Genomic DNA, 25,518 nt, shown 5'->3' with positions numbered 1-25,518 from the left:
TGTGCGGCTCCGGGCCTCCTATGCGAGCTTGACGTCGGGCTCCGCGCGACCGCGCGCGGATGCCTCCAATAAAAACGTGCAGCCGGCTTGCGGATCGGCAGCGCGTGCCGCCGCGTCCATATCCTGCCAGGCCGAGGTGACGAGGAGACGCGACAGGTCAGGGCCGACGAAGGCCGGGCAGCTCGCCTGCTTGGCCGGCACACTCAGCGAGCGCAGGCGCTCGCCCTGCGGAGAGTAGACGTCGATCCGGCTCGCGCCCCAGCACGCATTCCAGATCTGCCCGTCGGCATCGCACACCGAGCCGTCGAGGCCGCCGATGCCGGTGTGGCGGAGCAGCACCTCCGGCTCGCCGCGCGGCAATCCGGTCGCAGGATTGAGCGGGACGGCGTAGAGCACCGCGCGCGGGGTGTCGGTGAAGTAGCCGGTCGCGCCATCCGGCGAGAAGCAGATCGAGTTGGGAATGCTGATGCCGGGAAACAGCGTCGAGATCTTGCCGCGATGGAGCGCGTAGATCGCCCCTGCCCTCGGCTCGGCCTTCTTGCCCATGGTGCCGATCCAGAACGTGCCGGACTGGTGCACGCGGCAATCATTGGAGCGCGTCGTGGGATTGTCGGCGTCGAGCGGGCAGAACAGCGTCATCGCGCCGTCGGCGAGACTGCGGATATAGAGGCCGTCTTCCGCGACGATCAACTGCCGGTCGGCATCGATGCGTCCGAGCGCGCTCGCCATTCGGCCGAGCGCGTGGACGCGGATGCTGCCGCCGCCGAGATGCGCCTCGAACAGGCGTCCTTCGCGGATGTCGAACCACCAGGCGGTATCGGTGGTAACGTCATAGGTCGGCCCCTCGCCGAGATGACATTGCTCGGCGGAGAGCACGGAGGTCGGCACTTCTTCCATCATGGCGCCCTCACTGCAAAGCGATAGACGGTGTGATGCCGGTAGACTTGGCCGGGATCGAGGCGCGGACTCGGAAAGTCCGGCCGGTTCGGCGCGTCGGGCCAGATGTGCGGCTCGAGACACATGGCGTCCGATTGTCGGATCAGCTTGCCGCCCTTGCCCGAGATCGTGCCGTCGAGATAGTTGCCGGAATAGACCTGGATGCCGGGCTGATTGGTGAACAGCTCCATGATGCGTCCTGAACGCGGGGCTTCCAGCCGTGCCGCGAGCGCGAGCTTGCCGTCGCGGCCGAGGCAGTAGGTGTGGTCGTAACCCCTGCCGCTCTGCAATTGCCGATCGTTTTCGCGGATGCGCTCGCCTACGGCATGCGGGTTGCGGAAGTCGAACGGCGTGCCGGCCACCGCGCGCGGCGGCTCCGGCAGCGGAATGGCGGTGGGATCGATCGCGAGGAAATGCTCGGCTGCGACCGTCAGTCTGTGGTCGAGAATGGACGTGCCTGATGTCGCGCCTTCGAGATTGAAGAAGCTGTGGTTGGTCAAATTGACGATGGTCGGCCGGTCCGTCCGCGCCTCCATCATCAGCGACAGCTCGGCGGGGCCGGTGACGCGATAGGTCAGGCGCACATCGAGCCGGCCCGGATAATTCTCCTCGCCGTGCGGGCTCGTATAGGTGAGCGTCACCGCGGGCTCGGCGCCCTCTTCGATCCCGGCGATCGCCCAGAGCTTGCGGTCGAACCCGTCGAGGCCGCCATGCAGCGCATTCGGGCCATTGTTGACGGGAAGCTGCACCGTCTCGCCGTCGAGCGAGAACTGTCCCCTGGCGATACGGTTGGCGTAGCGGCCGACGGTGGCGCCCAGGAATTTTCGTTCGGCGAGATAGCCGGCGAAGGCGTCGTGGCCGAGCACGACATCGTCGTAGCCGCCCTTGGCGTCCGGCGCGATCAGCGCCTGGATCACCGCGCCATGGGTGATGATACGGGCTTCAAAGCCGCCCTCGCCGCGCAGCACGATGCGCTCGACATTGCGGCCGTCCGGCAGCGTTCCGAAGACGTCTTTTGTTATTTTTGAGCCAGCCATGTTCAGTCCACAAACGGTTCGACGATCGTGCGCCTGCCGAGCAGGAAAGAGTCGGCAACGAGACGCAACGGCGCCAGATCGACATCGCTTGCGCCGGTCGCCGCGAGTTCGACAAAGCGCCGGTACAGCTCGCGATATTCCTGATCGGGCGCCTCGGCAATGGCCTTGCCGTCGACAGCCATCCGACGCCCGCCGCCGGACAAATTCATCCGGCCCTGATCGGTTTCCACGAGGATATCCCAGCTCTGCGGCCCGGTCTGGCGGAAGTCGAATTCGGCGGTGACCGGCAGGCCGCCGATATCGGTCAGCGTCAGGTTCGCGGCAATCGGGGCCTGGCAGTTGGCCGGAAAGGCAAGCTCGGCCGCGGTGACGAACACCGGCTTGGGCAGGATGCGGGTCAGGATCGACAGCGCATTTATGCCGGGATCGAACACGCCGAGCCCGCCCGGCTCCCAGATCCAGGCTTGGCCGGGATGCCAGACGCGGACGTCTTCCTTCCAGTTGATGTGCACGGACTTGATCCGGCGTGTCGCCAGCCATTCGCGGGCCGGCTCGACCGCCGGCGCATAGCGCGAATGCCAGGTCGCGAACAGCGTGCGCCTGGCATCGGCCGCCATCGCGACCAGCGGATCGAGCTCGGCAACGCCGGTGCCGGGCGGCTTCTCCAGCATGACGTGCTTGCCGGCGGCGAGCGCCGTGGCGGCCTGGGCGCGCCGCACCTGCGGCGGCGTGCAGAGCGAGACCGCGTCGATCGCCGGGCCCTTCTCCAGCAGCTCTTCGATGGTGGCAAAATGCGGCAGCTCCGGCAGCGAAGCATTGCGACTGGCAACAGCCGCGAGCGTCGCGCCCGGTACCGCCGCGATCGCACCGACATGCTGGTCGCGCGCGATCTTGCCGAATCCGACGATGGCAATGCGAAGGTCGGTCACGCTTATTCTCCAGTATCGGCTGACGGCAGCACCTCGGCCGGGGCGGTCTCGATCACCGTGTCCTCGTGGCGGCTCATGCCGTTGTGAATGACAAAGACCATGGCCTCCGATGCCGCCTCGGCATCGCCGGCCGCGATCGCGTCGACGATCTTCTGATGCCAGAGCAGCACGGCGTCGCGGTCCTCCGGCTCGACCGGGGCGCTGAGCAGGAACGAGGCGCGCAAGGCGGCTTCGATGACATGCCCGATCGAGCGCATGAACAGATTGCCGGAGGCCCGCGCCACGGCAACGTGAAGCGCGAGGTCGGCATCGGCAAAGCCCACCGAGTCGGAGGCTTCACGCCGCATGCGCTCCATGCTGCGCCGGAGCTCGGCGACGTCCTCCTCGGACCGCTGCTTCGCTGCGAGCTCGGCCGCGCGCGGCTCGACCGCCAGACGGATCTCGGCGAGGTCGTTGAGGAAGCGCTTGTCGATGCCGGCGTCGAGATGCCAGGCCAGCACGTCGGCATCGAACATGTTCCAGGCCGCACGCTCGCGCACGACGGTGCCGACCCGGGCCTTGGTGGTGAGCAGGCCCTTGGCCACCAGCGTCTTCACGCTCTCCCGCAGCACCGGCCGCGACACGCCGAACATCGCGATCATCTCGGCATCGCCAGGCAGGCGTGTCCCCTCCGCGTAACGGCCGGCGATGATGTCGACGCCGATCGAGCGGGCCACCTCCGCGTGGTTGGAGTGGGCCCGGCGCGTCGGGATGACGACGATGCGCGAGGTCATGTGGCAGCTCCTGCGCTCTTGGCCACGGGCCGGCGCGCGAGCGCGACCAGCCCCTGCTGCAAGGCGATGAAGGCGAACAGTAGCACGCCGGTCGCGATCTTGGTCCACCAGCTCGACAGCGTCCCGTCGAAATTGATGTAGGTCTGGATCAGGCCCTGGATCAGCACGCCGAGGAAGGTGCCGATCACCGAGCCCTGCCCGCCCGTGAGCAGCGTGCCGCCGATCACGACGGCGGCGATGGTGTCGAGCTCGACGCCGACGGCGGACAGCGAGTAGCCGGCGCTGGTGTAGAAGGAGAAGACGATGCCGGCGATGCCTGCGAGCAGGCTCGACAGCATGTAGATCTTCACCGTCATCTTGCCGACCGCAACGCCCATCAGGCTTGCAGTGGTCCGGCTGCCGCCGAGCGCATAGACATTGGCGCCGAACCTCGTGAGATGCAGCAGCAAGGCGCCCCCGATCACGATCACGAGCATGATGATCGCAATCGCGGTCAGCCGCCCGCCGCCGGGCATCCGCAGGGCGAAGTCCGACACGGTGGAATAGACCGGCGCGGTGATCGGGACCGACTCCGTCGAGAGCAGGAAGCTCGCGCCGCGGGCCAGGAACATCCCCGCCAGCGTCACGATGAAAGGCGGCAGATCGAAGACATGGATGACCGCGCCCATCGCCGCACCGAACGCCGCCGAGAGCGCGAGGATGGCGACGAAGGCGACCAGCGGCGGCACGCCCCAGCGCTCGATCGCGAGCGCGACGAAGACGGTGGTGAAGCCGATCACCGAGCCGACCGACAGATCGATGCCGCCGGAGATGATGACGAAGGTCATGCCGGTCGCGACGATGCCGAGAAAGGCGTTGTCGGTGAGGAGATTGCCGACCACGCGGGTGGAGGCGATGTTGGGGAATTGCATGGCGCAGAGCGCGAAGCCCGCGACGAGCACGATGGCCGTGATCAGGACGGGCGGCAGGCCTTTCATGCTTTCGCCCTCCGCAGCCGCGCCGCGATACCGGCAAGCCCCGAGAATTTCGGCGATTGCAGCAGCAGAACCGCGAGCACGACCACCGCCTTGACCAGCAGATTGAACTCCGGCGGATAGCCGGACAGCAGGATCCCGGTGTTCATGGTCTGGATGATCAGCGCGCCGAGTACGGCCAGAACGAGGCTGAAGCGGCCGCCGAACAGCGAGGTGCCGCCGATCACCACGGCCAGGATCGCGTCGAGCTCGAGCCAGAGGCCGGCATTGTTGGCATCCGCGCCCATGATGTCGGCGGCCGCAATCACGCCGGCCAGCGCGGCGCAGACGCCGCACCAGACATAGACCGAAAGAATCATCGCGCGGGTGCCGACGCCGGCAAGCTCGCTCGCCCGCGCATTACCGCCGGTCGCCTCGATCAGAAGCCCGAGCGCCGAGCCGCGCACCACCGCGCCGGTGAGGATCAGCATGACCAAGGCGATCGCGACCGGAACCGGCAGGCCGAGGATGGCACCATTGCCGAGCCAGACCAGGTCGGGCGAGGAAAACGTCACAATACGCCCTTCGGTGATGAGCTGGGCGATGCCCCGCCCCGCCACCATCAGGATCAGCGTTGCCACGATCGGCTGCATGCCGAGCACGGCGACGAGAAAGCCGTTCCACAATCCGCAGACGAGGCCGGCGCCAAGCGCGGCCGCCAGCACGATCGGAAGCCCGTGGCTGTCGGCGAGGCTCGCCGCAATCGCGCCCGAGATCGCCATGATTGCGCCGACCGAGAGGTCGATGCCGCGCGTCGCGATCACCAGCACCATGCCGAGCGAGAGCAGCGCCACCGGCGTGCCGCGGTTGAGCACGTCGATCAGGCTGCCGAACAGACGGCCGTCCTGAAGGCGCAAATCGAAGAATTGCGGCGACACCACGCGGTCGACCGCGAGGATGACGATCAGTGCGAGGATCTGGGCAAGGCCGCGGCGCGGCAACAGCGCTATCATGCCCGCCCCTCATGCGCTGTGGCGGCGCCGTCGGCCGCGATGGCCGCGAGAATGTTGCCGACGTCGATCGCCTCGCCCGCGAGCTCCTCGATATGGGCGCGGTCGCGCAGCACCACGACCCGATCCGAATAGGTCACGATCTCGTCCAGCTCCGAGGAGATCACGAGCAGAGAGAGCCCGTCGTCGCAGAGGTCGCGGATAAGGCGGATGATCTCGGCATGCGCGCCGACGTCGATGCCGCGGGTCGGCTCGTCCAGCACCAGCAGCCGCGGCGAGGTCGCGAGCCAGCGCGCCAGCAGCACTTTTTGCTGATTGCCGCCGGAGAGCAGGCCCACCGGGCGCTCCGGATCGGACGGACGGATGTCCAGCATCCTGACGTAGCGGCGCGCGATCTCGTCCTGCTCGCGGCGCGACAGCGGCCGATGCAGCCCGCGTTTGGCCTGGAGCGCCAGCACGATGTTCTCGCGCACGCTGAGCTCGGCGACGATGCCGTCGGTCTTGCGTTCCTCCGGGCAATAGCCAAAGCCGTGGCGCACGCCGTCGCGCGGCGAGTGCAGCCGCACGGGCGCGCCTTCAACCTTCGCCTGCCCGCGATCGGCGCGCTCGGCGCCGAACACCAGCCGCGCCGTCTCGGTGCGACCCGAGCCGAGCAGGCCGGCGAGGCCGACGACCTCGCCATGGCGCAGCTCGAGATTGAACGGCGCGACATAGCCGGATTTGCCGTAATTCTCGAAGCTCGCGCAGATCTCGCGCGCCTGATGCTCGCGTGTCGCCGCCCGCGCGCCGGTGGTCTCGGCCAGTTCGCGGCCGAGCATCATGCGGATCAGCTCGATCCGCGGCAGCGAGGCGGTCTCGCGTTCGCCGACCAGGCGGCCGTTGCGCAAGACGGTGATGCGGTCGGAGATCTCGTAGACCTGGTCGAGGAAATGACTGACGAAGACGATGCCGATGCCGCGTTTCGCCAGTTGGCGCATGATGCCGAAGAGGATCTCGACCTCGTGACGGTCGAGACTCGCGGTCGGCTCGTCCAGGATCAGCACGCGCGCGGACAGATCCACGGCGCGCGCAATCGCGGTGACATGCTGCACGGCGACGGAATAGCTGCCGAGCGGCGCTGATACGTCGATGTCGAGGCCGAACTCCGCGAGCAGCGCTTTGGCGCGGCGGCGCATCTCGCCGTCGCGCACGATGCCGAAGCGCATCGGCTGGCGGTCGAGAAACAGGTTCTGCGCCACCGAGAGATTCGGCAGCAGATTGACCTCCTGGTAGACCGTAGCGATGCCGGCCTGAAGCGCGGCCTTGGCCGAGCGCGGCGCGACCTCCTCGCCGCCGAGCCTGACGATGCCGGCGTCGCGCGGGAATACGCCGGTGACGACCTTGATCAGCGTGGACTTGCCGGCGCCGTTCTCGCCGAGCAGCGCATGGATCTCGCCGGCGCGAAGCGTGAAGTCGACCTCCTGCAACGCACGCACAGCGCCGAAGCTCTTGCTGATCCCGCGCACCTCCAGAAGGGGCGGAGCAGGATCGGGGCTGTTCTCCATAACGACGTCACTCCCACCGGCGTCCGCTGATGCTGCGGACACCCAGCCTATTCGTTCGCGCAGCGGTGCCGAAGGGGGTGCCGGACCACAAATGGGCGGTCCGGCACGGCGCCCGCCTCAGTAACCGAGGCCCTTCTTGCTGTCGTAGATCTTCTGCGGATCATCGGCCGCGGTATAGAGCTTGGACTCGGTCTGGATCCACTTGGGCGGAACGGTGCCCTTGTCCTTGAAGGCCGCGATGGCATCGAGTGCGGGGCCCGCCATGTTCGGCGTCAGCTCGACCGTGGCATTGGCTTCGCCGGCGGCCATGGCCTTGAAGATATCGGGAACCGCGTCGATCGAGACGGTGAGGATCTCCTTGCCGGGCTTGAGGCCGGCTTCCTTCATCGCCTGGATCGCGCCGACCATCATGTCGTCGTTGTGCGCGTAGACCGCGCAGATCGACTTGCCGCCGCCTTCGGCCTTGATGAAGCTCTCCATCACTTCCTTGCCCTTGGCGCGGGTGAAGTCGCCGGTCTGGCTGCGCACCACTTTCAGGTTCGCGTGCTTGGCGATGGCAGTGTCAAAACCCTTCTTGCGGTTGGCAGCGACGCTGGCGCCGACCGTGCCCTGCAATTCGACGATGTTGCAGGCCTTGCCGCCGACGGTCTTGGCCAGCCAGTCGCCGGCGACCTCGCCTTCGTGCACGCTGTCCGACGTGACGGCGGTGAGATAGAGTTCCTTGCCGGAGGGATCGATGTCGCGGTCGAGCAGCACGACCGGGATCTTGGCCTCCTTGGCTTCCTTCAGCACCGAGTCCCAGCCGGTCGAGACGACGGGCGCGAGGAAGATCGCATCGACGTTCTGCGCGATGAAGGAGCGGATCGCCTTGATCTGGTTCTCCTGCTTCTGCTGGGCGTCGGCGATCTTGAGATTGACCTTGCGCTTGGCGGCCTCCTGCTTGGAGACCGAGGTCTCGGCCGCGCGCCAGCCGGATTCCGATCCGATCTGCGAGAAGCCGATGGTGAGCTCGGCGGCATTCGCCGGCAGCGCGAGCAGCAACGCGGCCGTGGCGCTGGCTGCAAAGAGGGCTTTGAGGATCATCAGGCGTGTCTCCCAAGAAGTGATCTTGTGTTTATCTCAGGCGCCGATTGGTAGCATGGCACCTGCAGACCGCCCTTTGCGGGCGGCGGGAGGCACTATTTCACGGAAGATCGGTTCCGACTAGTCATATTATTTGACTATTTGGAGGAAACCGCGCGTTGGCGGACTGGGTGGCTCTATGACACACCCAGCGCGATTTTGTTCCAGCGATGCAACGAGGAGATGAAGGTGCGCTCCCTCGCCCCGCTTGCGGGGAGAGGGTTGGGGTGAGGGCGCTCGCAATGACGATGTGTGGAGCTCGGCGTAGGTCGACCAAATCGACTCGCGGAGACTCCCCCTCACCCGGAATTCGCGCTTCGCGCAAATTCCGGCCTCTCCCCGCAAGCAGGGAGAGGCGAAAAAGAAGCTAGATCAGCTTCCGCTGCGCGAGGTTCTTCATCAGCGCACTGAAGCCGAAGGTCCACGGCTCGCACTCGTCGCTGGTGCGCATGCGGTTGACCAGCTTGCCGAGCTGGGGCGCGGCGATGGTGACGATATCGTCGCGCTTGTGAGTGAAGCCCTGCCCCGGCGCATCGCGATCCTTGACCGGCGCGAACATGGTGCCGAGGAACAGCACGAAGCCGTCAGGGTATTGATGGACCTTGCCGATGGTCTGCTCGACGAGGTCGGTCGGATCGCGGCTGATCTTGCTGATCGAGGAATGGCCATCGAGGACGAAGCCATCGGTGCCCTTCACGTTCAGGCTGATGTCGAGCTTGCGCGCATCGTCGAGCGTGAAGGTGTCGTCGAACAGGCGCAGCAGCGGACCGATCGCGCAGGACGCGTTGTTGTCCTTGGCCTTCGAGAGCAAGAGCGCCGAGCGCCCCTCGAAGTCGCGCAGATTGACGTCGTTGCCAAGCGAACCGCCGACGATCTTGCCGCGGCTCGAGACGAACAGCACCAGCTCCGGCTCGGGGTTGTTCCAGGTGGACTTCGGATGCAGGCCGGCGTCCATGCCGGTGCCGACCGAGGACAGGGTCGGTGCCTTGGTGAAGACCTCGGCATCGGGACCGATGCCGACCTCGAGGTACTGGCTCCAGGCGTTCTGATCGATCAGCACCTGCTTCAGGTGCATCGCCTGGTCCGAGCCCGGCTTGAGCTTTGACAGATCGTCGCCGATCAGCCGCGTCACCTCTTTCCGGATCGCTTCGGCCGAGGCCGGATTGCCCTTGGCGCGCTCCTCGATGACGCGCTCCAGCATCGAGATCGCGAAGGTGACGCCGGCCGCCTTCAGGGTCTGGAGATCGACCGGCGCGAGCAGCCACGGCTTCTTGGGGTCACGTCCATCGGGGGCCGTATTGGCCACGATGGCGTCGAGATCGCCGATGCGCTCCCCCCCGGTCGCGGCGAGCGCCTTGGCGGGATTGTCCTCTTCGCAAAGCGCGCTGACGGTCGGAAATTTGGCGGTGACGTCGAAGACACCGTCGCCGCGCACGGCGACCACGGCCGGACCATTGACCTGCGGCAGCCAGACGCGGCCGACGAGTGTTCCCCGCGTGCCGTCCTCGGGGAGAAGGTCTTTGACTGTCAGTGTGGTCATGGCCGGCGTCCTCGCTGCTTCTAAGGATCAGCCGCGTTTACAGCCGCCGATCCCGTTGGCGAAGACCAATAAACGTCTGGCAGGGGAAGTCCAGACCGGCCGCGAAGACCCGCTATGCCCCTGCCCGCGCCTCTATGCGCCTGCGCGCGCTTTGCGGGCCGCGATCTGCTGGAGTGCCCAGCGTGCGTTCTTGCGGACATCAGGGTCGGCATCGTCGGCGATGACGGCGAGGAACGCCTCGCCGTCGGGATGGGCGATCTCGCCGAGCGCGGCGGCCGCCTCTTTCCGCAAATTGGCCTGGTCATGGTTGATGCAATTGCCGATCGGGCGCACCGCGCGCTCGATCTTCATCCTGCCGAGGCTGCGGATCGCCTTCAGCCGCACCTGCCAGAATTCGTCGCCAAGCGAAGCCACGAGCTGCTCTGCGGCGAGCGAGCCGTTGACATTGAGGCCCAGCGTTTCGGCCGCCATCTCGCGCACCATCCAATCGCTGTCCTTCAGCGCGCGTGTGATCGTCTCGGCGGCCGGCTTCATCTGCGAGAACGCCAGCGCACTCACGGCGGCGCGGCGCACATGCGCATCAGGGTCGTTGATCAGCGCGGTCAGCGCCGGGATGGATTCTTCCAGCTTGAGGAAGCCGATCACGCCGATCGCCTGCACGCGCACGGCGGCGTCCGTGTCCTGGAGCGCTTCCAGCGCCGGCTTCAACGTGTCCTTGCAGCGCAACTCCTTCAGCGCGCGCAGTGCGCCCATGCGGACGAAAGCGTGGGCATGCTTGACCAGCGGCAGGATGATTTCGGCACAGGCCGGATCCTTGAACTCGGCCATGCTGTCGGCCGCGGCCGATGCCACGATCCTTTCAGGATCGACCAGCAGCTTGACCAGCGCGCTCGCGGCCTCCGGCCCGTCGAACTCGCCGAGCGCCATCGCGACCTGCTGGCGCACGCCGGCATCGGGATCGGCGACCATGTTGGCGAGATGGCCGACCGCGGCGGGATCGCCGGAATGGCCGAGCGCGATGATGGCGACGCGGCGCTCGGCGGGATCGGCGGCCTGAAGCCGCTCGTCGGCGTCTTCGAGATCGTCGTAGGATTCGAACGGGCTCGACATGATCACCTCAACAGATAGGGAATGTTGACGGTGACGGCGCCGGTCGGGCAATCGGCCTCGCAGGGCATGCAGTACCAGCACTCGTCATAGGCCATGTAGGCCTTGTTGGTCATCTCGCTGATGCGGAGCACGTCGAGCGGGCAGACGTCGACGCAGACGGTGCAGCCCTTGTCGGCGATGCATTTGGCATCGTCGACGACCACCGGAACCGATGTTTGATAGGACGCGAGAGGCATTTTATGTCTCCTGTTGCTATGGTCTGGTGGATCAGGCGGAGGCGCGGATGCGCTGCTTGTCGTAGAGGTCCTTCTCGTCGTCGGCGATCGGCACGACGTACGGCTCCACGGCACGTTTCTCGCTGGTCATCTTGCCGTCCTGCTTGCTGAGCAGCGTGTGGCAGAACCAGTTCTCGTTGTCCTTCTCCGGGAAATCCGTGCGCCAGTGATAGAGGCCCCAGCGGCTCTCCTCGCGGTAGAGCGAGGCATGCACCGCCAAGTCGGCGCAGTCCATGATCGACTGCACTTCGAGCGCGCGCAGCAGCTCGTGCGCGTTGCGCGCGATCATGTGTTCCTGCATGTCTTGACGCGCCTCGGCAAGGCGGCGCATGCCGAGCTCGTATTTGCGCGTGACTTTCGGCGGCTGGAGATAGTCGTTGACCAGGCGCCGGGTCTTGTATTCGACCTGGTTCGGCGGAATGCCGTCCTCGCGCTTGGTCGGCGCCATCACGCGGTCGCGCTCCATCGCAACATCGGCGGCGTCGAACTCCGCAAAGTCGTGGCTGTCGGCGAACTCCATCGCGTCGATGCCGGCGACCGAGCCGTTGGTGAAGGCGCCGAGCATGTAGTTGTGCGGCACGCTCGCCATGTCGCCGGCGGCGTAGAGGCCGGGCACGGTGGTGCGGGCATTGTCGTCGACGAACACGCCGGAGGCGCTGTGGCCGGAGCAGAAGCCGATCTCGGAGATGTGCATCTCGATCGATTCGCTGCGGTAGTCGACGCCGCGTCCCTGCTGGAACAGGCCGCGCGTCGGACGCTCGACCTTGTGCAGCGTGGATTCGATCTCCGAGATGGTGTCGGGGTGAAGATGCTTGAGCTGGAGGAACACCGGCCCCTTGCCGGACAAGAGCTCGTTGTAGAACTCCAGCATCATCTGGCCGGACCAGTAGTCGCATTCGATGAAACGCGAGCCTTCGTTGTTGGCGGTGAAGGCGCCGAAGGGACCGGCGACATAGGCGCAGGCCGGGCCGTTATAGTCCTTGATCAGCGGATTGATCTGGTAGCATTCGAGGTTCGCGAGCGCCGCGCCGGCGTGATAGGCCATGGAGTAGCCGTCGCCGGAATTGGCGGCGTTCTCATAGGTGCCGAACATGTAGCCGGAGGTCGGCAGACCGAGGCGGCCGGCGGCGCCCATGCACAGGATCACCGCCTTGGCCTTGATGACCAGCATTTCGGCCGTTCGCGTGTTGACGGAGATCGCGCCGGCGATGCGGCCATCAGACGATTTCAGCAGCCGCGTCGCCATGTAGCGGTTGGAGATCAGGATGCGGGCACGGCGGAGCTGACGGTACAGCGCCTTCTTCACGGTCTCGCCGTTCGGCATCGGCAGCACATAGGTGCCGATGTGATGCACCTTCTTGACGGCGTAGTCGCCGTTCTCGTTCTTCAGGAAGCGGATGCCGAAACTGTCGAGCTCTTCTATGATCTTGTAGCAGTTCTGCGCGTATTTATAGACCGCCTTCTGGTCGACGATGCCGTCATTGGCGATGGTGATTTCCTTGGTGTACTGCTCCGGCGTCGCGTAACCGGGGATGACCGCGTTGTTCAGCCCGTCCATGCCCATGGAGATCGCGCCGGAGCGCTTGACGTTCGCCTTCTCGAGCAGGACGACATTGGCCTTCGGATTCTTCAGCTTCGCCTTGAGCGCCGCCATCGGGCCGGCCGTGCCGCCGCCGATGACCAGCACATCGCAGGAAACCTCCGAAAGTCCGTCGACGATCTGATCTAGTGCCATCGCTTGCTCCTGGTTCGCCGATAGCCGGCGCCTTTGCATCAGATTTGTTCAGGTGACGTTCCGGCGATAGCAATTAGTTGTCGCCGGGCCGCGATTTGCGCCTCAGCGCTCGACAAAGGCCTTTTCGATCACGAAATGGCCGGGCTGGCTGTGATTGCCCTCGACAAAGCCGCGCGCGGAAAACATCGCAGGGAGTTCCTCCAGCATCGCCGGGCTGCCGCACAGCATGATGCGGTCGGTCTCGATATCGAGGCCCGGCAGCCCGATGTCGTCGAACAGCTGGTTCGAGGCGATCAGATCGGTGATGCGGCCGCGGTTGCGGAACGGCTCGCGGGTCACGGTCGGGTAGTAGATCAGCCTGTCGCGGATCAGGGGACCGAAGAATTCGTGGTTGCGCAGGCCTTCGACGAGGTGCTCGCCATAGGCAAGCTCCGAGACCTGGCGGCAGCCATGGGCGAGCACGATGGTCTCGTAATTCTCGTAGACGTCAGGGTCCTTGATCAGGCTGGCGAACGGCGCGAGTCCCGTGCCGGTCGAGAGCAGCAAGAGGCGCTTGCCGGGAATGAGGTTGCCGGTGATCAGCGTGCCGGTCGCCTTGCGGCCGACCAGGATGATGTCGCCTTCCCTGATCTTCTGGAGGCGCGAGGTCAGCGGGCCGTCCTGCACCTTGATCGAGAAGAACTCGAGCGCCTCCTCGTGGTTGGCGCTCGCCATGCTGTAGGCCCGCATCAACGGCTTGCCCTCGACCTCCAGGCCGATCATGGCGAACTGGCCGTTCTGGAAGCGGAAGCCCGGATCGCGTGTCGCGGTGAAGCTGAACAGGGACTCGGTCCAGTGCCTGACCGACAAAACCGTTTCCCTCTGAAATGCGCTCATGGTCTCTCCTTGGCCATCGACGACGCCCAAGGTTTCGGAGCGAGGAGAGTCCGGCAATTCGTAAGTGAAATTTCCGGTCGATTAGTTTCACATTTCGCGGGCGGTGACTGAAGAGCAGGCAGCGAAGGTCAGGCGAGCGCACGCGCGCTGGCAATTAGTTGCTATCGCAGTTGTGTCACAACGACGTAGAGAGGAGTCGGAGGTTCGTCATGACCATGACTTTGGTGGCACCGACCGTAGCCGACTACGAAGCCAGCGCCGATCTCGCCGCGCTCCTCGTCCGCACCACGCAGGACGATGCCTTGAGCCTGCCCGCCGAACAGCTTCGCCTCTCCTGCAAGTGCGCCCATTGCACCCGCGCCCGCTTCGACGGCCGCTTCCCGGACGCGTTTCCGGGGATTGCCATCACCGAGATCGGCGATCTCGGATATGGGCTCAACATCTCGTTTTCGGATGGGCATAACCGGGGGATTTACCCCAAGCCGTATCTGCTGAGCTTGGCGGGGCGCTAACCCATCGATGTCGTCCTGGCGAAAGCCAGGACCCATTACCCCAAGAGCAAGTTGCAAAAGCGGGCTGTGGCAACATGGCCGCGCAACAACGCACACGTGTGGTAATGGGTCCTGGATCAGCGCTCCGCTTCGCTCGCTTGTCCAGGACGACGATGTTGGTGAGGCGCGCTAGCCAAGCCACAAATTCCGCTGTCATTCACCGCGAAGGCGGGGAATCCAGTACGCCGCGGCCTCTCAATAACCCATTGACGCCTCTGGAATACTGGATCGCTCGGTCAAGCCGGGCGATGACAGCGGAGTGAATCTGGCACGGACATTGCTCCTCTTTAGAACGACTTGAACGTTCCGGAGGCAGGTGATGTTGCAGGCGGCCAATGTGGTTCGCGGGGCTGTTCCCCCGGCAGTCCGGCCTGCCGGAAGCTCCTCGCTGCTGCTCACCGAGAACCAGCAATGGATCGGCGGACCGCCGGCGCTGATGGACAAGCTGACGCCGCGCGAGCGGGAGCTGGTGCTGAAGCAGGGCCGCCGCAAGGTGCTCAACCGCGGCCAGACGCTGTTCAGCCAGGGCGGCAAGCATGACGGCATCTGGCTGATCGAGAGCGGCCGCATCCGCGTGTTCTACACCTCCCCGCTCGGACGCGAGATCACGCTGGCCTATTGGCATGTCGGCAATTTCGTCGGCGGGCCGGAGGTGTTCGAAGGCACCGTGCATCAATGGTCCGGCGTCGCATCCAGCAATTGCAGCGTGGTGCACCTTCCCGGAAAGGAACTGCGGTCCCTTGCCGCAGAGATCCCGAACCTTGCGATCGGCCTGATCGAAGGCCTCACCTTCAAGGGCAAATGCTATTCCGCGCTGGCGCAGATGCTGGGAACGCGCTCGATCACCCAGCGCCTTGCGCATCTCTTGCTGCATCTCGTCGAGCTCTACGGCGTCGATGATGCGGACGGCCGGGTGATCGCGGCCGCCTTCACCCATGCCGACATCGCCCACATGGTCGGCGCCACCAGGCAATGGGTCACGATCAGCCTGAAGCGCATGCAGGAGAAGGGAATCGTCGTGACCAAGCGCTCGCAGATCGTGGTGTGCCGGACCGACGTGCTGGAGGAGATGCGCGGCCAGGCGTCCGATTAAGGGAGCCCGCGACCACGGCCGCTGCACAGGCAAGCGGCTTTATAGTGCAGGACTGCCCAAGGAGTATGCAATTAGCTTTTCCCGGCAACTAATCGACTGCGGCGCTCATTCCGGATTTGCCCTGTCCAGGCCCTCACCCAATCATGGCAACCACAGCACATCCAACCGAATGAGGATGAGAATGGTCCGCCATCTTCCCACGCTCTCGATCGCGATGTCGGTGACGTCGCTGGCGCTGATCCTCGCGCAGCCGGCTTCGGCGGAAACCGTGACGCTCGGCATCGGAACGCAGGACACCACGACCAACACGGTGACCGCCGGCGTCGTGATCCGCCAGCTTCATCTCCTCGAAAAATATCTGCCGAAGGAAGGCAAATACGCCAACATCAAGTTCGAGCTGGAGTGGCAGAACTTCACCTCCGGCCCGCCCGTCACCAACGCGATGATGGCGAACAAGCTGCAGATCGGCATGATGGGCGACTATCCGCTGATCGTGAACGGCTTCACCTTCGAGAGCAATCCGGAGAGCAAGAGCCGCCTGATCGGCATCGCCGCCTACAGCCTGTCCGGCTCCGGCAACGGCCTCGTCGTCCACAAGGACTCGCCCTACTACGATCTCGCCGATCTCAAGGGCAAGCTGGTCAGCGTGCCGTTCGGCTCCGCCGCGCACGGCATGGTGCTCAAGGCGATGCAGGACCGCGGCTACACATCCGACTTCTTCCAGCTCGTCAGCCAGAGCCCGGAGGTCGGCTCGACCAATCTCCAGGAAAAGAAGATCGACGCGCATGCCGACTTCGTCCCCTTCGCCGAGCTGCTGCCGTTCCGCGGCTTCGCGCGAAAGATCTTCGACGGCGTCGAGACCAATCTGCCGACTTTCCACGGCATCGTGGTCCGCACCGACTTCGCGGAAAAATATCCCGAGGTCGTCGTCGCCTACTTCAAGGCGCTGATCGCCGCCAACCAGTGGCTACGCGACGATCCCAAGCTTGCCGCCGAAAAGATCCAGGAGTGGACCGGGATCAACAAGGAGGTCGTCTATATCTTCCTCGGCCCCAGCGGCAACATGACCACAGACCCGACGATCAAGCCGGCGCTGATCGATGCCGCCACGACCGATGTCAAGGTGCTGCAGAACCTCGGCCGCATGAAGGAGTTCGATCCGAAGAAATGGGTCGACGACAGCTACATCCGCAAGGCCTATGCCGAGATGAAGCTCGACTATGACGCGCAGCTTGCGAGCACCAAGAACTACGAAATCACGGGCGAAGACAGCTTCTGCAAGAAGCCGATCACCGATCCGCGCAAGGCCGGCGAGGTCTGGGTGGATGAAGCCGGCATCCTACCGTTCGCGTCCGCGGCCTGCACGTTAGGCGCCTATGCCGACTTCAAGGCCAAGGGCAAGAAGATCAACGTGGCCTACGTCTTCGACACCACCCGCGGCATCAAGCTGTTCGCCGACCAGGCCTTCTTCGCGGTCGGCAATGGCGACGTCGCGCCGTTCCTGCTGAAGAAGGATGCCGAAGCCCATGCGGCCAAGATCGGCGGCAAGGTGCTCGGCTTCGACGATGCGGTGAAGGCGGCGGTCGGCGGAGGCAAGACGTGAGCAGTCCCGCCCTCCTCAGACATCCCGAGGACAGCATGCCGGCAACAGCAGTCGCGGAGGCGGGCCCGGCGCCCACCGCTCCGCCCAAGACACCGCCCTCCTTCGGCACGCTCGCGCTGCGCTGGTATCGTCTCAACCAGGGCCGGCTGCGCGCGACCGCGATTGGCATCGCCTCGCTGATCGCGTTCCTGCTGGTCTGGCACCTGCTCACGACCTACCGCGTCGTGTTCTTCGTGCGCTTCACCAACGTGCCCTCGCCGCTCGCGGTCTATGCCAGCTTCACCAAGGCGATCCACGATCCCAAGTTCCTGATGCACATCGTGTTGAGCTGCCGGCGCATCTTCATCGGCTTCTCGCTCGCGGCCATCGTCGGCGTGCCGCTCGGCCTGATCATGGGCCGTTTCAAGCTGGTGCATGAGATCATCTTCCCGGTCGCCGAGGTGCTGCGGCCGATTCCGGCGATCGCCTGGGTGCCGATGGCGATCATGCTGTGGCCGACCAACGAGCAGAGCATCGTCTTCATCACCTTCCTCGGCTCGTTCTTCCCGATCCTGGTCAACACGCTGCACGGCATGTCGCTGGTCGATCCCGTTCTGGTGCGCGCCGCGCAGTGTCTCGGCGCGCGCGAACGCTCGATCTTCCGCGAGGTGTATTTCCCGGCCTCGCTGCCGCACATCTTCACCGGCCTCACAGTCGGCATGGGCGTCGCCTGGGTGTCGCTGATCGCCGCCGAGATGATCTCGGGTCAGTACGGCATCGGCTACTTCACCTGGGAGGCCTATTCGCTGGTCCAGTATGCCGACATCGCGCTCGGCATGATCGCGATCGGCGTGCTCGGCCTCGGATCGAGCCTGCTCATCAGGGGCGCGGGACAATTGGTGATGCCGTGGAGGTCGACATGAGCGAGATGTTCGCGAACCCGTCGAAGGGCCATATCGAAGTCCGGAACTTCTCGCTCAGCTATGACAGTATCGAGGGACCGGTTCAGGCCGTCACCGATACGCAGATCCATGTGAAGCCCGGCGAGTTCGTCTCGATCGTCGGTCCCTCCGGCTGCGGAAAGTCCACGCTGCTCAACGCGGTCGCGGGATTCCTCAAGCCCACCACAGGCATCGTCACCGTCGACGGCGAGCGCGTCAACGGCCCCAGCGCCGAGCGCGGCATGGTGTTCCAGCAATATTCGCTGTTTCCCTGGAAGACGGTGCGGGAGAATGTCGAGTTCGGCCTGAAGATGCGCGGCATGGCGCGCTCGCAGCGCGAGCGCGCCGCGCGCACGCTGCTGGGACTTGCCGGGCTAGAGGCCTTCGAGAAGCATTATCCGGAAAAACTCTCCGGCGGCATGAAGCAGCGCGTCGGCATCGTCCGTGCGCTCGCGACGGGACCGAAGGTGCTGCTGCTGGACGAGCCGTTCGGCGCGCTCGACGCGCAGACCCGCGTCATCATGCAGCAGATCCTCACCAATATGTGGCAGCGGCTGAAGATCTCGGTGCTGTTCGTCACCCACGACATCGACGAGGCGATCTTCCTGTCCGACCGCGTCTACTGCATGACCGCCCGCCCCGGCTCGATCAAGGCGGAGATTCCGATCCCGCTGGAGCGGCCGCGGCAGCAAGCGATGATGATGTCGTCGGAGTTTTTGGGCCTGCGCCGCGGGCTGATGTCGCTGATCCGCGAGGAAAGCCTGAAGGCGATGGGCGGCGAGATCACCGACATGGGCATGCAGGGGCTGAACATCGAGCTGCACGGGCATTCGCTGGCAGATGTGATTTGACTTAACCTCGCCCCGTTTGCGGGCCTCGTAGGGTGGGCAAAGCGAAGCGTGCCCACCATCTTCATCATGAATGTGGATACGTGGTGGGCACGGCGCCTTCGCGCCTTTGCCCACCCTACGGCAGTTCGTTCTAATCACTTAAACCAATGCACCAGCGCGATGCTGATGCCGAGCAGCAGCATCAGCGACAGCGTCACCGCAGCCGTCACCCGTCCGCCGACATTGGCGAGCACGCGGACGTCGACGCCGAGGCCCAGCGCCGCCATCGACACCACCGTCAAAAAGCTGGTGATCTTGGTCACCGGTCCGACCACCGTGCTAGGGACGATCTCCAGCGAGCGCAGCGTCGCCAGCGCGAGGAAGCCGAGGATGAACCACGGGACCAGGCGGAAGAAGCCGACATTGGTCTTCTTGGCGTCGCTCTGCCAACGCGAGGCGACGAGGGACAGGCCGACGACGACCGGTCCGAGCATCAGCACACGCATCAATTTCACCAGCGTGCCGATCTGCGTCGAGACGAGGCCGGCCGGCACCGTCGCCGCGAGCACCTGCGGCACCGCATAGACGGTGAGGCCCGCGAGAATCCCGTATTGCGTGGCGGAGAGTTGCAGCAGCGGGATCAGCAGCGGCAGGCCGAGCACCATCATGACGCCGAGGATCGCCGTGAAGGAGATCGAGGACGCGATCTCGTCGTTGTTGGCGCCGATGATCGGCGCCACGGCCGCGATCGCCGAATTGCCGCAGATAGAGTTGCCGCAGGCGATCAGGATCGACAGCCGGGTCGACAGGCCGAGCAGCCGGCTGAGGCCGAAGGAGACGCAGAGCGCGATCACGACGACCGCGGCGATCGATGCCAGCAGCGCGATGCCCGAGGCGGCGATGGCCGCGAAGCTGATCGAGGCTCCCAGCAGCATGACTGCGACTTCAAGCAGCTGTTTTGCGCTGAAGGCGATGCCGGCCTGCCAGCGCGGCGCGGGCTTCCAGAAGCTGCGCAAGGCCATGCCGAGCAGGATCGCCATCACCAGCGCCTCGACATAGGGATGCTCGAACACGCCCAGTTCCGCCCGCTCCAGCAGGGCGGAGACGCCGGCGACGGCAATGCAGAGGAGGATGCCCGGAATCAGCGCCGCAATGCGGCTTATGGCGGTGGCCGGCTTGGCATCGGCCGGGCTGGATGCTTGATTCTGCGACACAAATCTCTCCCAGAGGAGAAAGATTTATACGCAGCACGATCCAATTGGGAAATAAGTTTTCGACATATCAGGGCCGAGGGAAGTTCTGTCCTCGACCCGGAATAAACCGGCTCAGAAGATCAGGTTTTTGGCCAGCGAGGCGACGCGGCTGAAGCCGTCATAGATGCCCGGCTCAAAGAAGGCCGCGCGCGCGAGCACGATGCCCGCGACCAGCGACCAGAACAGCGTGGTACCGGCCCGCAACAGGAGCTTCGAGGCGCGCGACTTGGGCTGGGTGTCCGTCGCGGACACCAGCTGCTCGCCGAAGGGTTCAAATCGAGTGCGTTCCATAGCTTGCGCCAATCCATCAAATTCTGAACGGAATGTCGTCGTTTCGGCCCCAAACGGCAATGGAAGCGATTGGCGTTTTTGCGCCTCGACGGGGAAACTCCTTCCGTCGGACACCCCCGGGACAATAGTTTTCTTCTTCCGGCCTATTTGGACACCGGCGCCCAGGCTACAGGGCCAGATAACGCCGCCGGATCGCCTCGTTGGCCTTCAGCTCGTCGATTCCGGCGGCATAGACGATCTGGCCCTTGTCGATCACCGTGGCATGGCTCGCCAGGCCAAGGCAGAAATGCATGTTCTGCTCGGCGATCAGCACGGTCGAGCCGAGCTGGCGGAGCTGGCGCAAAAGCTCGCCGATCCGCTGCACGATGATCGGCGCGAGCCCTTCGCTGGGCTCATCGAGCAGCAGCAGCGCCGGATTGCCCATCAGCGTGCGCGCGATCGCCAGCATCTGCTGCTCACCGCCCGACAGGCGTCCGGCGATGCGATGGCGCAGCGGCTCCAGCAGCGGGAAGACTTCATAGATGCGCTTGATCGGCCACTCGTCCTGGCCTTCCGGCCCCTTCTTGCGACCGATGACGAGATTGTCCTCGACCGTGTGCTCCGGGAAGATCTGGCGGTCCTCCGGCACGAAGCCGAGCCCGGCGCGGGCGATATGGTGCGGCTTCCGGCCTGATATCACCGCGCCGCGCAGGCTGACCCTGCCCCGCCGCGGCGGCGCCAGACCCATGATCGCCTTCATGGTCGTCGACTTGCCGGCGCCATTGCGGCCGAGCAGCGCCATGGTCTCGCCCTGCCGCACGGAAAGGCCGACGCCGAACAGGATCTGGCTGGTACCGTAATAGACGTCGAGATCGGCGACCTCGATGATGGCTGCGCTCATGCGGCCGCTCCCGCATGTTCGGTGCCGAGATAGGCCTCGATCACCGCGCTGTTGTTGCGGATCTCGTCGGGCGTGCCGGTGGCGAGGATGCGGCCATAGCAAAGCACGACGATCTTCGGCGCGATCTTGAACACGATGTCCATGTCGTGCTCGATGAAGACGACGGTGATCTTTTGCGTCTCCCAGAGCTCGCGCACCTTGTCGATCATGCGCCAGCGCTCCTCCGGGCCCATGCCGGCGGTCGGCTCGTCCAGCAGCAGCACCTTTGGTTCGAGCACGAGCGCCAGCGCGATGTCGAGCAGCTTCTGATCGCCATGCGACAGCGTCGCCGCGGTGCGGTTGCGCTTGCCGGACAGGCCTAACAGCTCCATCACATGCTCGGCGCGATCGCGCGTCTCGGGCAAGGGAAAGCGCTTGTGCAGCACTGCGGAAGTGCGCTGATCGGCGCTGACCGCGGCGAGCATGGTTTCCTGCACCGTCAGCGATTTGAAGATGCTGGCGACCTGGAAAGCGCGGCCGATGCCGTGGCGCACGATCTCCGGCGGCGAACGCCCGGCGAGATCGACGCCGTCGAGCAGGACCTCGCCGGAATCCGGCCTCAAGGCGCCGGTGATCAGGTTGAAGAAGGTGCTCTTGCCGGCGCCGTTCGGGCCGATCACGGCGGTGAGCGAGCCATCGGGGAAGTCGAGCGTCACGTCGTTGGTCGCCTTCACGCCGCCAAAGGACTTTGCGAGGTTGCGGATCTCGAGCATCGCTAGCGCCCCTCGCCTGTCTCGCGCCGTTGTCTGGCATTGTCATTCCGGGATGGTCCGTCAGGACCAGACCCGGAATCTCGAAGTTCCGGGTTCGCACTTCGTGCGCCCCGGAATGACTGCCCGATGGATACACCTGACATCGCTAGCGTCCCTCGCCGGCGTCGCGCCGGTGTGCGAACCATTCGGCGACGAAATCGAGCAGGCCTTTGCGCAGGCCCAGTGCGAAGAACAGGATGACCACGCCGAGCACGATGCCGTGGTACTCGGTGTACCGCGTCACGGTGTCATTGAGCAGCAGCAGCAGCACGGTGCCGACCATCGGCCCCAGGAAGGTCGAGACGCCGCCGAGCATGTTGATGAAGATGGCTTCGCCCGAGATGGTCCAATAGGCGAATTCCGGATAGGCGCCGGAGACGAACAGCGCCATCACCATGCCGCCCATCGCCGCGAACAGCGCCGCCAGCACGAACACGGTGAGCTTTGCGCGCCAGACGTCGATGCCGAGGAAGCTTGCGCGCGCGGCGTTGTCGCGGATCATGCGCAGCGTGTAGCCGAACGGCGATTGCGCGATCTGGCGCATCGCGAGCAGGCCAAGGACAAGGAGCGCGCAGCTCGTGACATAGAGATGGACGTGGTTCGACAGATCGATGCCAAGGAACGCGGGACGCGGGATGCCGCCGCGCAGGCCCTGGTCACCGCCGGTGAAGGACGCCCAGGACAGGATGGTCGAGTGGATCAGCATCTGGAACGCCAGCGTGACGAAGGCAAAGTAGATCTCCTTCAGCCGCACGCAGATCGCGCCGATCACGGCGGCGATGAGCGCCGTGATCACCAGCGTCGCGACGAAGGCGACCGGAATGGGCAGGCCAAGCTTCTGCATGATCAGGCCGAAACTGTAGGCGCCAAGGCCGAAGAACATGCCGTGGCCGAACGAGGTCAGCCCGGTGTAGCCGACCAGGAGGTTGAGCGAGGTCGCGAACAGGCCGTAAGCCGAGCAGCGGATGACGAAGTCGAGCAGCGCCTTGCTGCCGGTGAAAAGCGGCAGGCTCGCCAGCACGGCGAAGGCGACCAGCGCGATCAGGACGTCGCGGTAGCGATGAAGTGCCGCGCCGCTGCGCACCGGCGCCAGCGTCTGCGCGCGTCCGGCCTCCAGCTCGGTCATGCCGCCTCCTTGCCGAACAGGCCGGTGGGCTTGGAGACCAGCACGATCACCATGAACAGGTACATCAGACCTTCCGTGAACAGGGGAAAGCCGAGCGAGCCGAACGAGCGGATCAGGCCGATCAGCAGCGCGCCGATCAGTGCGCCCAGGATCGAGCCCATGCCGCCGATCACGGTGACGATGAAGGATTCGATCAGCACCGAGAATCCCATGCCGGGGGTGAGCGAGCGCACCGGCGCGGCAAGTGCACCAGCCAGCCCCGCCAGCATGCCGCCGAGCGCGAACACGCCGCCATAGATCAGGCCGGTGTTGATGCCGAGCGCCGACACCATGCCGGGATTGTGCGCGGCGGCGCGGATCACCTTGCCAATGCGGCTGCGCGACAGCCCAATGCCGAGCACGATGGCCGCGACGAGCGCGACGCCGATCAGCAGCAGGTAATAAGGCGGCACCACGCCGCCGGCGATGAACAGCGGCATCACCTGGAACGCCGCAGGCATGCCCATCGACTTGAACTCGGGGCCCCAGATGATGCGCACGACATCATCGAAGATCAGCACGAAGGCGTAGCAGACGAGGAGCTGCATCAAGACGTCGGCGCCATAGACGCGGCTCATGAAGACGCGCTCGAAGATCAGGCCGAGGATGGCGGTGCCGCCCGCACCCGCCAGCATCGCCAGCGCAAAGCTGTCGGTGAGATGATAGGCCGTCATCGCAAAATAGGCGCCGAACATATAGAAGGCGCCGTGGCTGAAATTGACGACCTTGAGCACACCGAAGATCAGCGTCAGCCCGACCGCGACCAGAAACAGCAGCATGCCGATGATGAGGCCGCTGGTGGTTTGCGTCACCAGGCAGGCGGAGCTGGAGAGGCAGCCGGCGAGCGCGTCGAGATCCACGGGAGCACTTTCATTGCAGCGCGCCGGACCTGGCGCGGAGAATCAAACGAAACAGGCGGAGACGGTTGGTCGCCTCCGCCTCGCGCGCGGTCAGGTGTAGCCTTTGCTCTTCTTCCACTCGGCCTCGAGCTCGAAGATCGTCTTCCAGTCGCCGGCCTTGACCTCGGGCACATAAGGCTCCTGCGGGATCGTGGTGCCCCAGCCGATGGCGTAGCCGACGAGGGTGTGATCATCGCCGCGCATGGTCACGGTGCCGTCGGCGCCGAACGGGCACTTGATGGTGAGGCCGGCCAGCACCTCGGCGATCTTCTTGCCGTCGGTGGCGTTCGCCTTCTTGGCGGCTTCGGCCAGGAACATCACCGCGGTCGCGTTCTGCCACGACCAGTTGGTCGGGTACTCGTTGTACTTGGACTTGTAGGCATCGCCCCAGGCGGCATTCTCCGGCGTGGTCGGGAAGGTCTTGATGTAGCGGTTGCCGGAGTGGATGCCCTTGGGCAGGTTCTTCACCACCGTGAGCGCGGTGTAGTCGGCCATGTTGACCGCGAACACCTCCATCTGGCTGAACATCGCGTAGATGTTGGCCTGGTCGATGTAGGAGGTGAGATCGCCGCCCCACAGGCAGGAGTACAGCGCCTGCGGCTTGGCCTGGAGGATCTTGGTCACCACTTCGGTGTAGTCGGGCTGGAACAGCTTTGGCCAGGACTCGCTGATGACCTCGACGTCCGGCGCGAAGCGCTTCAGGTACAGCGTGAACTCGCCGGTGGTGTCGCGGCCATAGGCATAGTCCGGCGAACAGGTCGCCCACTTCTTCAGGCCCTTGGCTTTGGAGATCGCCGCTGCATAACTGCCGCCGACGATGGAATCGTGGATGCCCTGGCGCACGCAGCGGAACGCGTTCGGGATGTGCTGCTTCGGATCGGCGGTGAGCGAGGATGCCTCCGAGCAGGTGTGGACGCAGAGCACGCCGAGATCGCGCGCCACCTCGTGCACCGCGAACGATCCGGACGAGGCCTCGCCGTCGATCAGCCATTCGCAGCCATCGGTGTTGACGAGCTCGCGCGCGACGCGCGCGGCTTCCTGCGGCTGGCCCTTGGAATCGCGGATCACCATCTCGATGGGACGCCCGGCAAGGCCGCCGGCGGCATTGACCTTGTCGACCTCGAGCATCACCGCGTTGCGCGAGGACGTGCCGAGCTGCGCCACGCGGCCCGACAGAATCGTCGGCATGCCGACCTTGATGGTCTTGGCCTGGGCGCGCGCCACCCAGGGCGCTGCAACACTCATCGCACCGGCGCCCATCAGCGCCAGCGTTGAACGGCGGCTGATGCCCGGCGTGCGGGTTCTCGTCATTTTTCCCTCCCTCTGTCGGGTCGGCGTTTCCAAATCCCTGTCGGAGATCGTCTCGTCTCCGTGTTCCCAAGGATTTCAGAGGTAGGGGGGT

Annotated in this window: 25 protein-coding genes; 5 read left to right on the top strand and 20 right to left on the bottom strand. The window is 65.2% G+C overall.

Going from position 1 to position 25,518, the window contains the following annotated elements; translation table 11 throughout:
* Positions 1–18: 18 nt before the first annotated feature.
* From BJA_RS15920 to BJA_RS15860, 13 genes are all read right to left on the bottom strand, one after another.
* Positions 19–897, bottom strand: coding sequence for an SMP-30/gluconolactonase/LRE family protein (locus tag BJA_RS15920; protein WP_038966051.1), 879 nt, complete (start codon positions 895–897; stop codon positions 19–21).
* Entirely contained in the window at positions 897–1,973 is a 1,077-nt protein-coding gene (locus tag BJA_RS15915) for an aldose epimerase family protein (protein WP_011085990.1), read from the bottom strand. Before BJA_RS15915 ends, BJA_RS15920 begins: the two co-directional genes overlap by 1 nt.
* A 2-nt stretch (positions 1,974–1,975) precedes the next feature.
* Positions 1,976–2,902, bottom strand: a complete 927-nt coding sequence (locus BJA_RS15910; protein WP_011085989.1) for a Gfo/Idh/MocA family protein — start codon at positions 2,900–2,902, stop codon at positions 1,976–1,978.
* A 2-nt stretch (positions 2,903–2,904) separates the two neighbouring features.
* Entirely contained in the window at positions 2,905–3,675 is a 771-nt protein-coding gene (locus BJA_RS15905) for a FadR/GntR family transcriptional regulator (RefSeq protein WP_011085988.1), read from the bottom strand.
* Entirely contained in the window at positions 3,672–4,652 is a 981-nt protein-coding gene (yjfF, locus tag BJA_RS15900; protein WP_011085987.1) for a galactofuranose ABC transporter, permease protein YjfF, read from the bottom strand. Before yjfF ends, BJA_RS15905 begins: the two co-directional genes overlap by 4 nt.
* The gene (locus BJA_RS15895; protein ID WP_011085986.1) at positions 4,649–5,641 is read right to left on the bottom strand and encodes an ABC transporter permease; all 993 of its coding nucleotides are present in this window, start codon (positions 5,639–5,641) and stop codon (positions 4,649–4,651) included. The genes yjfF and BJA_RS15895 overlap by 4 nt, the downstream gene beginning before the upstream one ends.
* A complete protein-coding gene (locus BJA_RS15890; protein ID WP_038966054.1) occupies positions 5,638–7,182 on the bottom strand; it encodes a sugar ABC transporter ATP-binding protein in 1,545 nt (514 codons plus the stop codon). The genes BJA_RS15895 and BJA_RS15890 overlap by 4 nt, the downstream gene beginning before the upstream one ends.
* Positions 7,183–7,299: 117 nt before the next feature.
* A complete protein-coding gene (gene ytfQ / locus BJA_RS15885; RefSeq protein WP_011085984.1) occupies positions 7,300–8,265 on the bottom strand; it encodes a galactofuranose ABC transporter, galactofuranose-binding protein YtfQ in 966 nt (321 codons plus the stop codon).
* 406 nt (positions 8,266–8,671) lie between these two features.
* Positions 8,672–9,844, bottom strand: a complete 1,173-nt coding sequence (locus tag BJA_RS15880) for a fumarylacetoacetate hydrolase family protein (RefSeq protein ID WP_011085983.1) — start codon at positions 9,842–9,844, stop codon at positions 8,672–8,674.
* Between the two features lie 132 nt (positions 9,845–9,976).
* Positions 9,977–10,954, bottom strand: a complete 978-nt coding sequence (locus BJA_RS15875; protein ID WP_038966055.1) for a HEAT repeat domain-containing protein — start codon at positions 10,952–10,954, stop codon at positions 9,977–9,979.
* Positions 10,955–10,956: 2 nt separating this feature from the next.
* Complete coding sequence (locus tag BJA_RS15870) at positions 10,957–11,190, bottom strand: 4Fe-4S dicluster domain-containing protein (protein ID WP_011085981.1); 234 nt, start codon at positions 11,188–11,190, stop codon at positions 10,957–10,959.
* A gap of 31 nt (positions 11,191–11,221) precedes the next feature.
* Complete coding sequence (locus BJA_RS15865) at positions 11,222–12,964, bottom strand: fumarate reductase/succinate dehydrogenase flavoprotein subunit (RefSeq protein WP_038966061.1); 1,743 nt, start codon at positions 12,962–12,964, stop codon at positions 11,222–11,224.
* Positions 12,965–13,066: 102 nt separating this feature from the next.
* Positions 13,067–13,840, bottom strand: coding sequence for a ferredoxin--NADP reductase (locus BJA_RS15860; protein WP_011085979.1), 774 nt, complete (start codon positions 13,838–13,840; stop codon positions 13,067–13,069).
* Between the two features lie 215 nt (positions 13,841–14,055).
* Here BJA_RS15860 and BJA_RS15855 point away from each other — a divergent pair, with 215 nt between their 5' ends.
* From BJA_RS15855 to BJA_RS15835, 5 genes are all read left to right on the top strand, one after another.
* Entirely contained in the window at positions 14,056–14,352 is a 297-nt protein-coding gene (locus tag BJA_RS15855) for a gamma-butyrobetaine hydroxylase-like domain-containing protein (RefSeq protein ID WP_038966062.1), read from the top strand.
* 358 nt (positions 14,353–14,710) lie between these two features.
* Positions 14,711–15,484 (top strand): Crp/Fnr family transcriptional regulator, encoded by a 774-nt coding sequence (locus BJA_RS15850; protein ID WP_171463750.1) that lies wholly within the window; start codon positions 14,711–14,713, stop codon positions 15,482–15,484.
* Positions 15,485–15,665: 181 nt separating this feature from the next.
* On the top strand, positions 15,666–17,087 hold the full coding sequence (locus BJA_RS15845) for an ABC transporter substrate-binding protein (RefSeq protein ID WP_038966056.1): 1,422 nt from the start codon (positions 15,666–15,668) through the stop codon (positions 17,085–17,087).
* Positions 17,084–17,989, top strand: coding sequence for an ABC transporter permease (locus BJA_RS15840; protein ID WP_011085975.1), 906 nt, complete (start codon positions 17,084–17,086; stop codon positions 17,987–17,989). The genes BJA_RS15845 and BJA_RS15840 overlap by 4 nt, the downstream gene beginning before the upstream one ends.
* The gene (locus BJA_RS15835) at positions 17,986–18,858 is read left to right on the top strand and encodes an ABC transporter ATP-binding protein (protein ID WP_038966063.1); all 873 of its coding nucleotides are present in this window, start codon (positions 17,986–17,988) and stop codon (positions 18,856–18,858) included. The genes BJA_RS15840 and BJA_RS15835 overlap by 4 nt, the downstream gene beginning before the upstream one ends.
* 134 nt (positions 18,859–18,992) lie before the next feature.
* Here BJA_RS15835 and BJA_RS15830 read toward each other — a convergent pair whose 3' ends face one another.
* The 7 genes from BJA_RS15830 to BJA_RS15800 form a co-directional block, all read right to left on the bottom strand.
* Positions 18,993–20,051 carry a YeiH family protein gene (locus tag BJA_RS15830; protein WP_011085973.1) on the bottom strand — a complete coding sequence of 353 codons (1,059 nt, stop codon included), beginning with the start codon at positions 20,049–20,051 and terminating at the stop codon, positions 18,993–18,995.
* Positions 20,052–20,162: 111 nt separating this feature from the next.
* Entirely contained in the window at positions 20,163–20,381 is a 219-nt protein-coding gene (locus BJA_RS15825; protein WP_028172186.1) for a hypothetical protein, read from the bottom strand.
* 166 nt (positions 20,382–20,547) lie between these two features.
* Positions 20,548–21,261: an ABC transporter ATP-binding protein gene (locus BJA_RS15820; protein ID WP_011085971.1), complete on the bottom strand. Its 714-nt coding sequence runs from the start codon at positions 21,259–21,261 to the stop codon at positions 20,548–20,550.
* A complete protein-coding gene (locus tag BJA_RS15815; protein ID WP_011085970.1) occupies positions 21,258–22,013 on the bottom strand; it encodes an ABC transporter ATP-binding protein in 756 nt (251 codons plus the stop codon). Before BJA_RS15815 ends, BJA_RS15820 begins: the two co-directional genes overlap by 4 nt.
* A gap of 145 nt (positions 22,014–22,158) precedes the next feature.
* Positions 22,159–23,178 carry a branched-chain amino acid ABC transporter permease gene (locus tag BJA_RS15810; RefSeq protein WP_011085969.1) on the bottom strand — a complete coding sequence of 340 codons (1,020 nt, stop codon included), beginning with the start codon at positions 23,176–23,178 and terminating at the stop codon, positions 22,159–22,161.
* Complete coding sequence (locus tag BJA_RS15805; RefSeq protein ID WP_011085968.1) at positions 23,175–24,077, bottom strand: branched-chain amino acid ABC transporter permease; 903 nt, start codon at positions 24,075–24,077, stop codon at positions 23,175–23,177. The genes BJA_RS15810 and BJA_RS15805 overlap by 4 nt, the downstream gene beginning before the upstream one ends.
* A gap of 90 nt (positions 24,078–24,167) precedes the next feature.
* Entirely contained in the window at positions 24,168–25,427 is a 1,260-nt protein-coding gene (locus BJA_RS15800; protein ID WP_011085967.1) for an ABC transporter substrate-binding protein, read from the bottom strand.
* Positions 25,428–25,518 lie beyond the last annotated feature (91 nt).

Origin of the sequence: Bradyrhizobium diazoefficiens USDA 110, assembly GCF_000011365.1 — a bacterium.
GTDB classification, from domain to species: Bacteria; Pseudomonadota; Alphaproteobacteria; order Rhizobiales; family Xanthobacteraceae; genus Bradyrhizobium; species Bradyrhizobium diazoefficiens.
Note: the sequence above shows the minus strand (reverse complement) of the source record. Positions and strands in the feature narration are given on the sequence as shown.

Bases quoted from the DNA above. Each gene is read 5' to 3' on its own strand.
- BJA_RS15920 (WP_038966051.1), bottom strand. From the start codon at position 897: ATGGAAGAAGTGCCGACCTCCGTGCTCTCCGCCGAGCAATGTCATCTC.
- BJA_RS15915 (WP_011085990.1), bottom strand. From the start codon at position 1,973: ATGGCTGGCTCAAAAATAACAAAAGACGTCTTCGGAACGCTGCCGGAC.
- BJA_RS15905 (WP_011085988.1), bottom strand. From the start codon at position 3,675: ATGACCTCGCGCATCGTCGTCATCCCGACGCGCCGGGCCCACTCCAAC.
- yjfF (WP_011085987.1), bottom strand. From the start codon at position 4,652: ATGAAAGGCCTGCCGCCCGTCCTGATCACGGCCATCGTGCTCGTCGCG.
- BJA_RS15895 (WP_011085986.1), bottom strand. From the start codon at position 5,641: ATGATAGCGCTGTTGCCGCGCCGCGGCCTTGCCCAGATCCTCGCACTG.
- BJA_RS15890 (WP_038966054.1), bottom strand. From the start codon at position 7,182: ATGGAGAACAGCCCCGATCCTGCTCCGCCCCTTCTGGAGGTGCGCGGG.
- ytfQ (WP_011085984.1), bottom strand. From the start codon at position 8,265: ATGATCCTCAAAGCCCTCTTTGCAGCCAGCGCCACGGCCGCGTTGCTG.
- BJA_RS15880 (WP_011085983.1), bottom strand. From the start codon at position 9,844: ATGACCACACTGACAGTCAAAGACCTTCTCCCCGAGGACGGCACGCGG.
- BJA_RS15875 (WP_038966055.1), bottom strand. From the start codon at position 10,954: ATGTCGAGCCCGTTCGAATCCTACGACGATCTCGAAGACGCCGACGAG.
- BJA_RS15870 (WP_011085981.1), bottom strand. From the start codon at position 11,190: ATGCCTCTCGCGTCCTATCAAACATCGGTTCCGGTGGTCGTCGACGAT.
- BJA_RS15865 (WP_038966061.1), bottom strand. From the start codon at position 12,964: ATGGCACTAGATCAGATCGTCGACGGACTTTCGGAGGTTTCCTGCGAT.
- BJA_RS15860 (WP_011085979.1), bottom strand. From the start codon at position 13,840: ATGAGCGCATTTCAGAGGGAAACGGTTTTGTCGGTCAGGCACTGGACC.
- BJA_RS15855 (WP_038966062.1), top strand. From the start codon at position 14,056: ATGACTTTGGTGGCACCGACCGTAGCCGACTACGAAGCCAGCGCCGAT.
- BJA_RS15850 (WP_171463750.1), top strand. From the start codon at position 14,711: ATGTTGCAGGCGGCCAATGTGGTTCGCGGGGCTGTTCCCCCGGCAGTC.
- BJA_RS15845 (WP_038966056.1), top strand. From the start codon at position 15,666: ATGGTCCGCCATCTTCCCACGCTCTCGATCGCGATGTCGGTGACGTCG.
- BJA_RS15835 (WP_038966063.1), top strand. From the start codon at position 17,986: ATGAGCGAGATGTTCGCGAACCCGTCGAAGGGCCATATCGAAGTCCGG.
- BJA_RS15825 (WP_028172186.1), bottom strand. From the start codon at position 20,381: ATGGAACGCACTCGATTTGAACCCTTCGGCGAGCAGCTGGTGTCCGCG.
- BJA_RS15820 (WP_011085971.1), bottom strand. From the start codon at position 21,261: ATGAGCGCAGCCATCATCGAGGTCGCCGATCTCGACGTCTATTACGGT.
- BJA_RS15815 (WP_011085970.1), bottom strand. From the start codon at position 22,013: ATGCTCGAGATCCGCAACCTCGCAAAGTCCTTTGGCGGCGTGAAGGCG.
- BJA_RS15810 (WP_011085969.1), bottom strand. From the start codon at position 23,178: ATGACCGAGCTGGAGGCCGGACGCGCGCAGACGCTGGCGCCGGTGCGC.
- BJA_RS15800 (WP_011085967.1), bottom strand. From the start codon at position 25,427: ATGACGAGAACCCGCACGCCGGGCATCAGCCGCCGTTCAACGCTGGCG.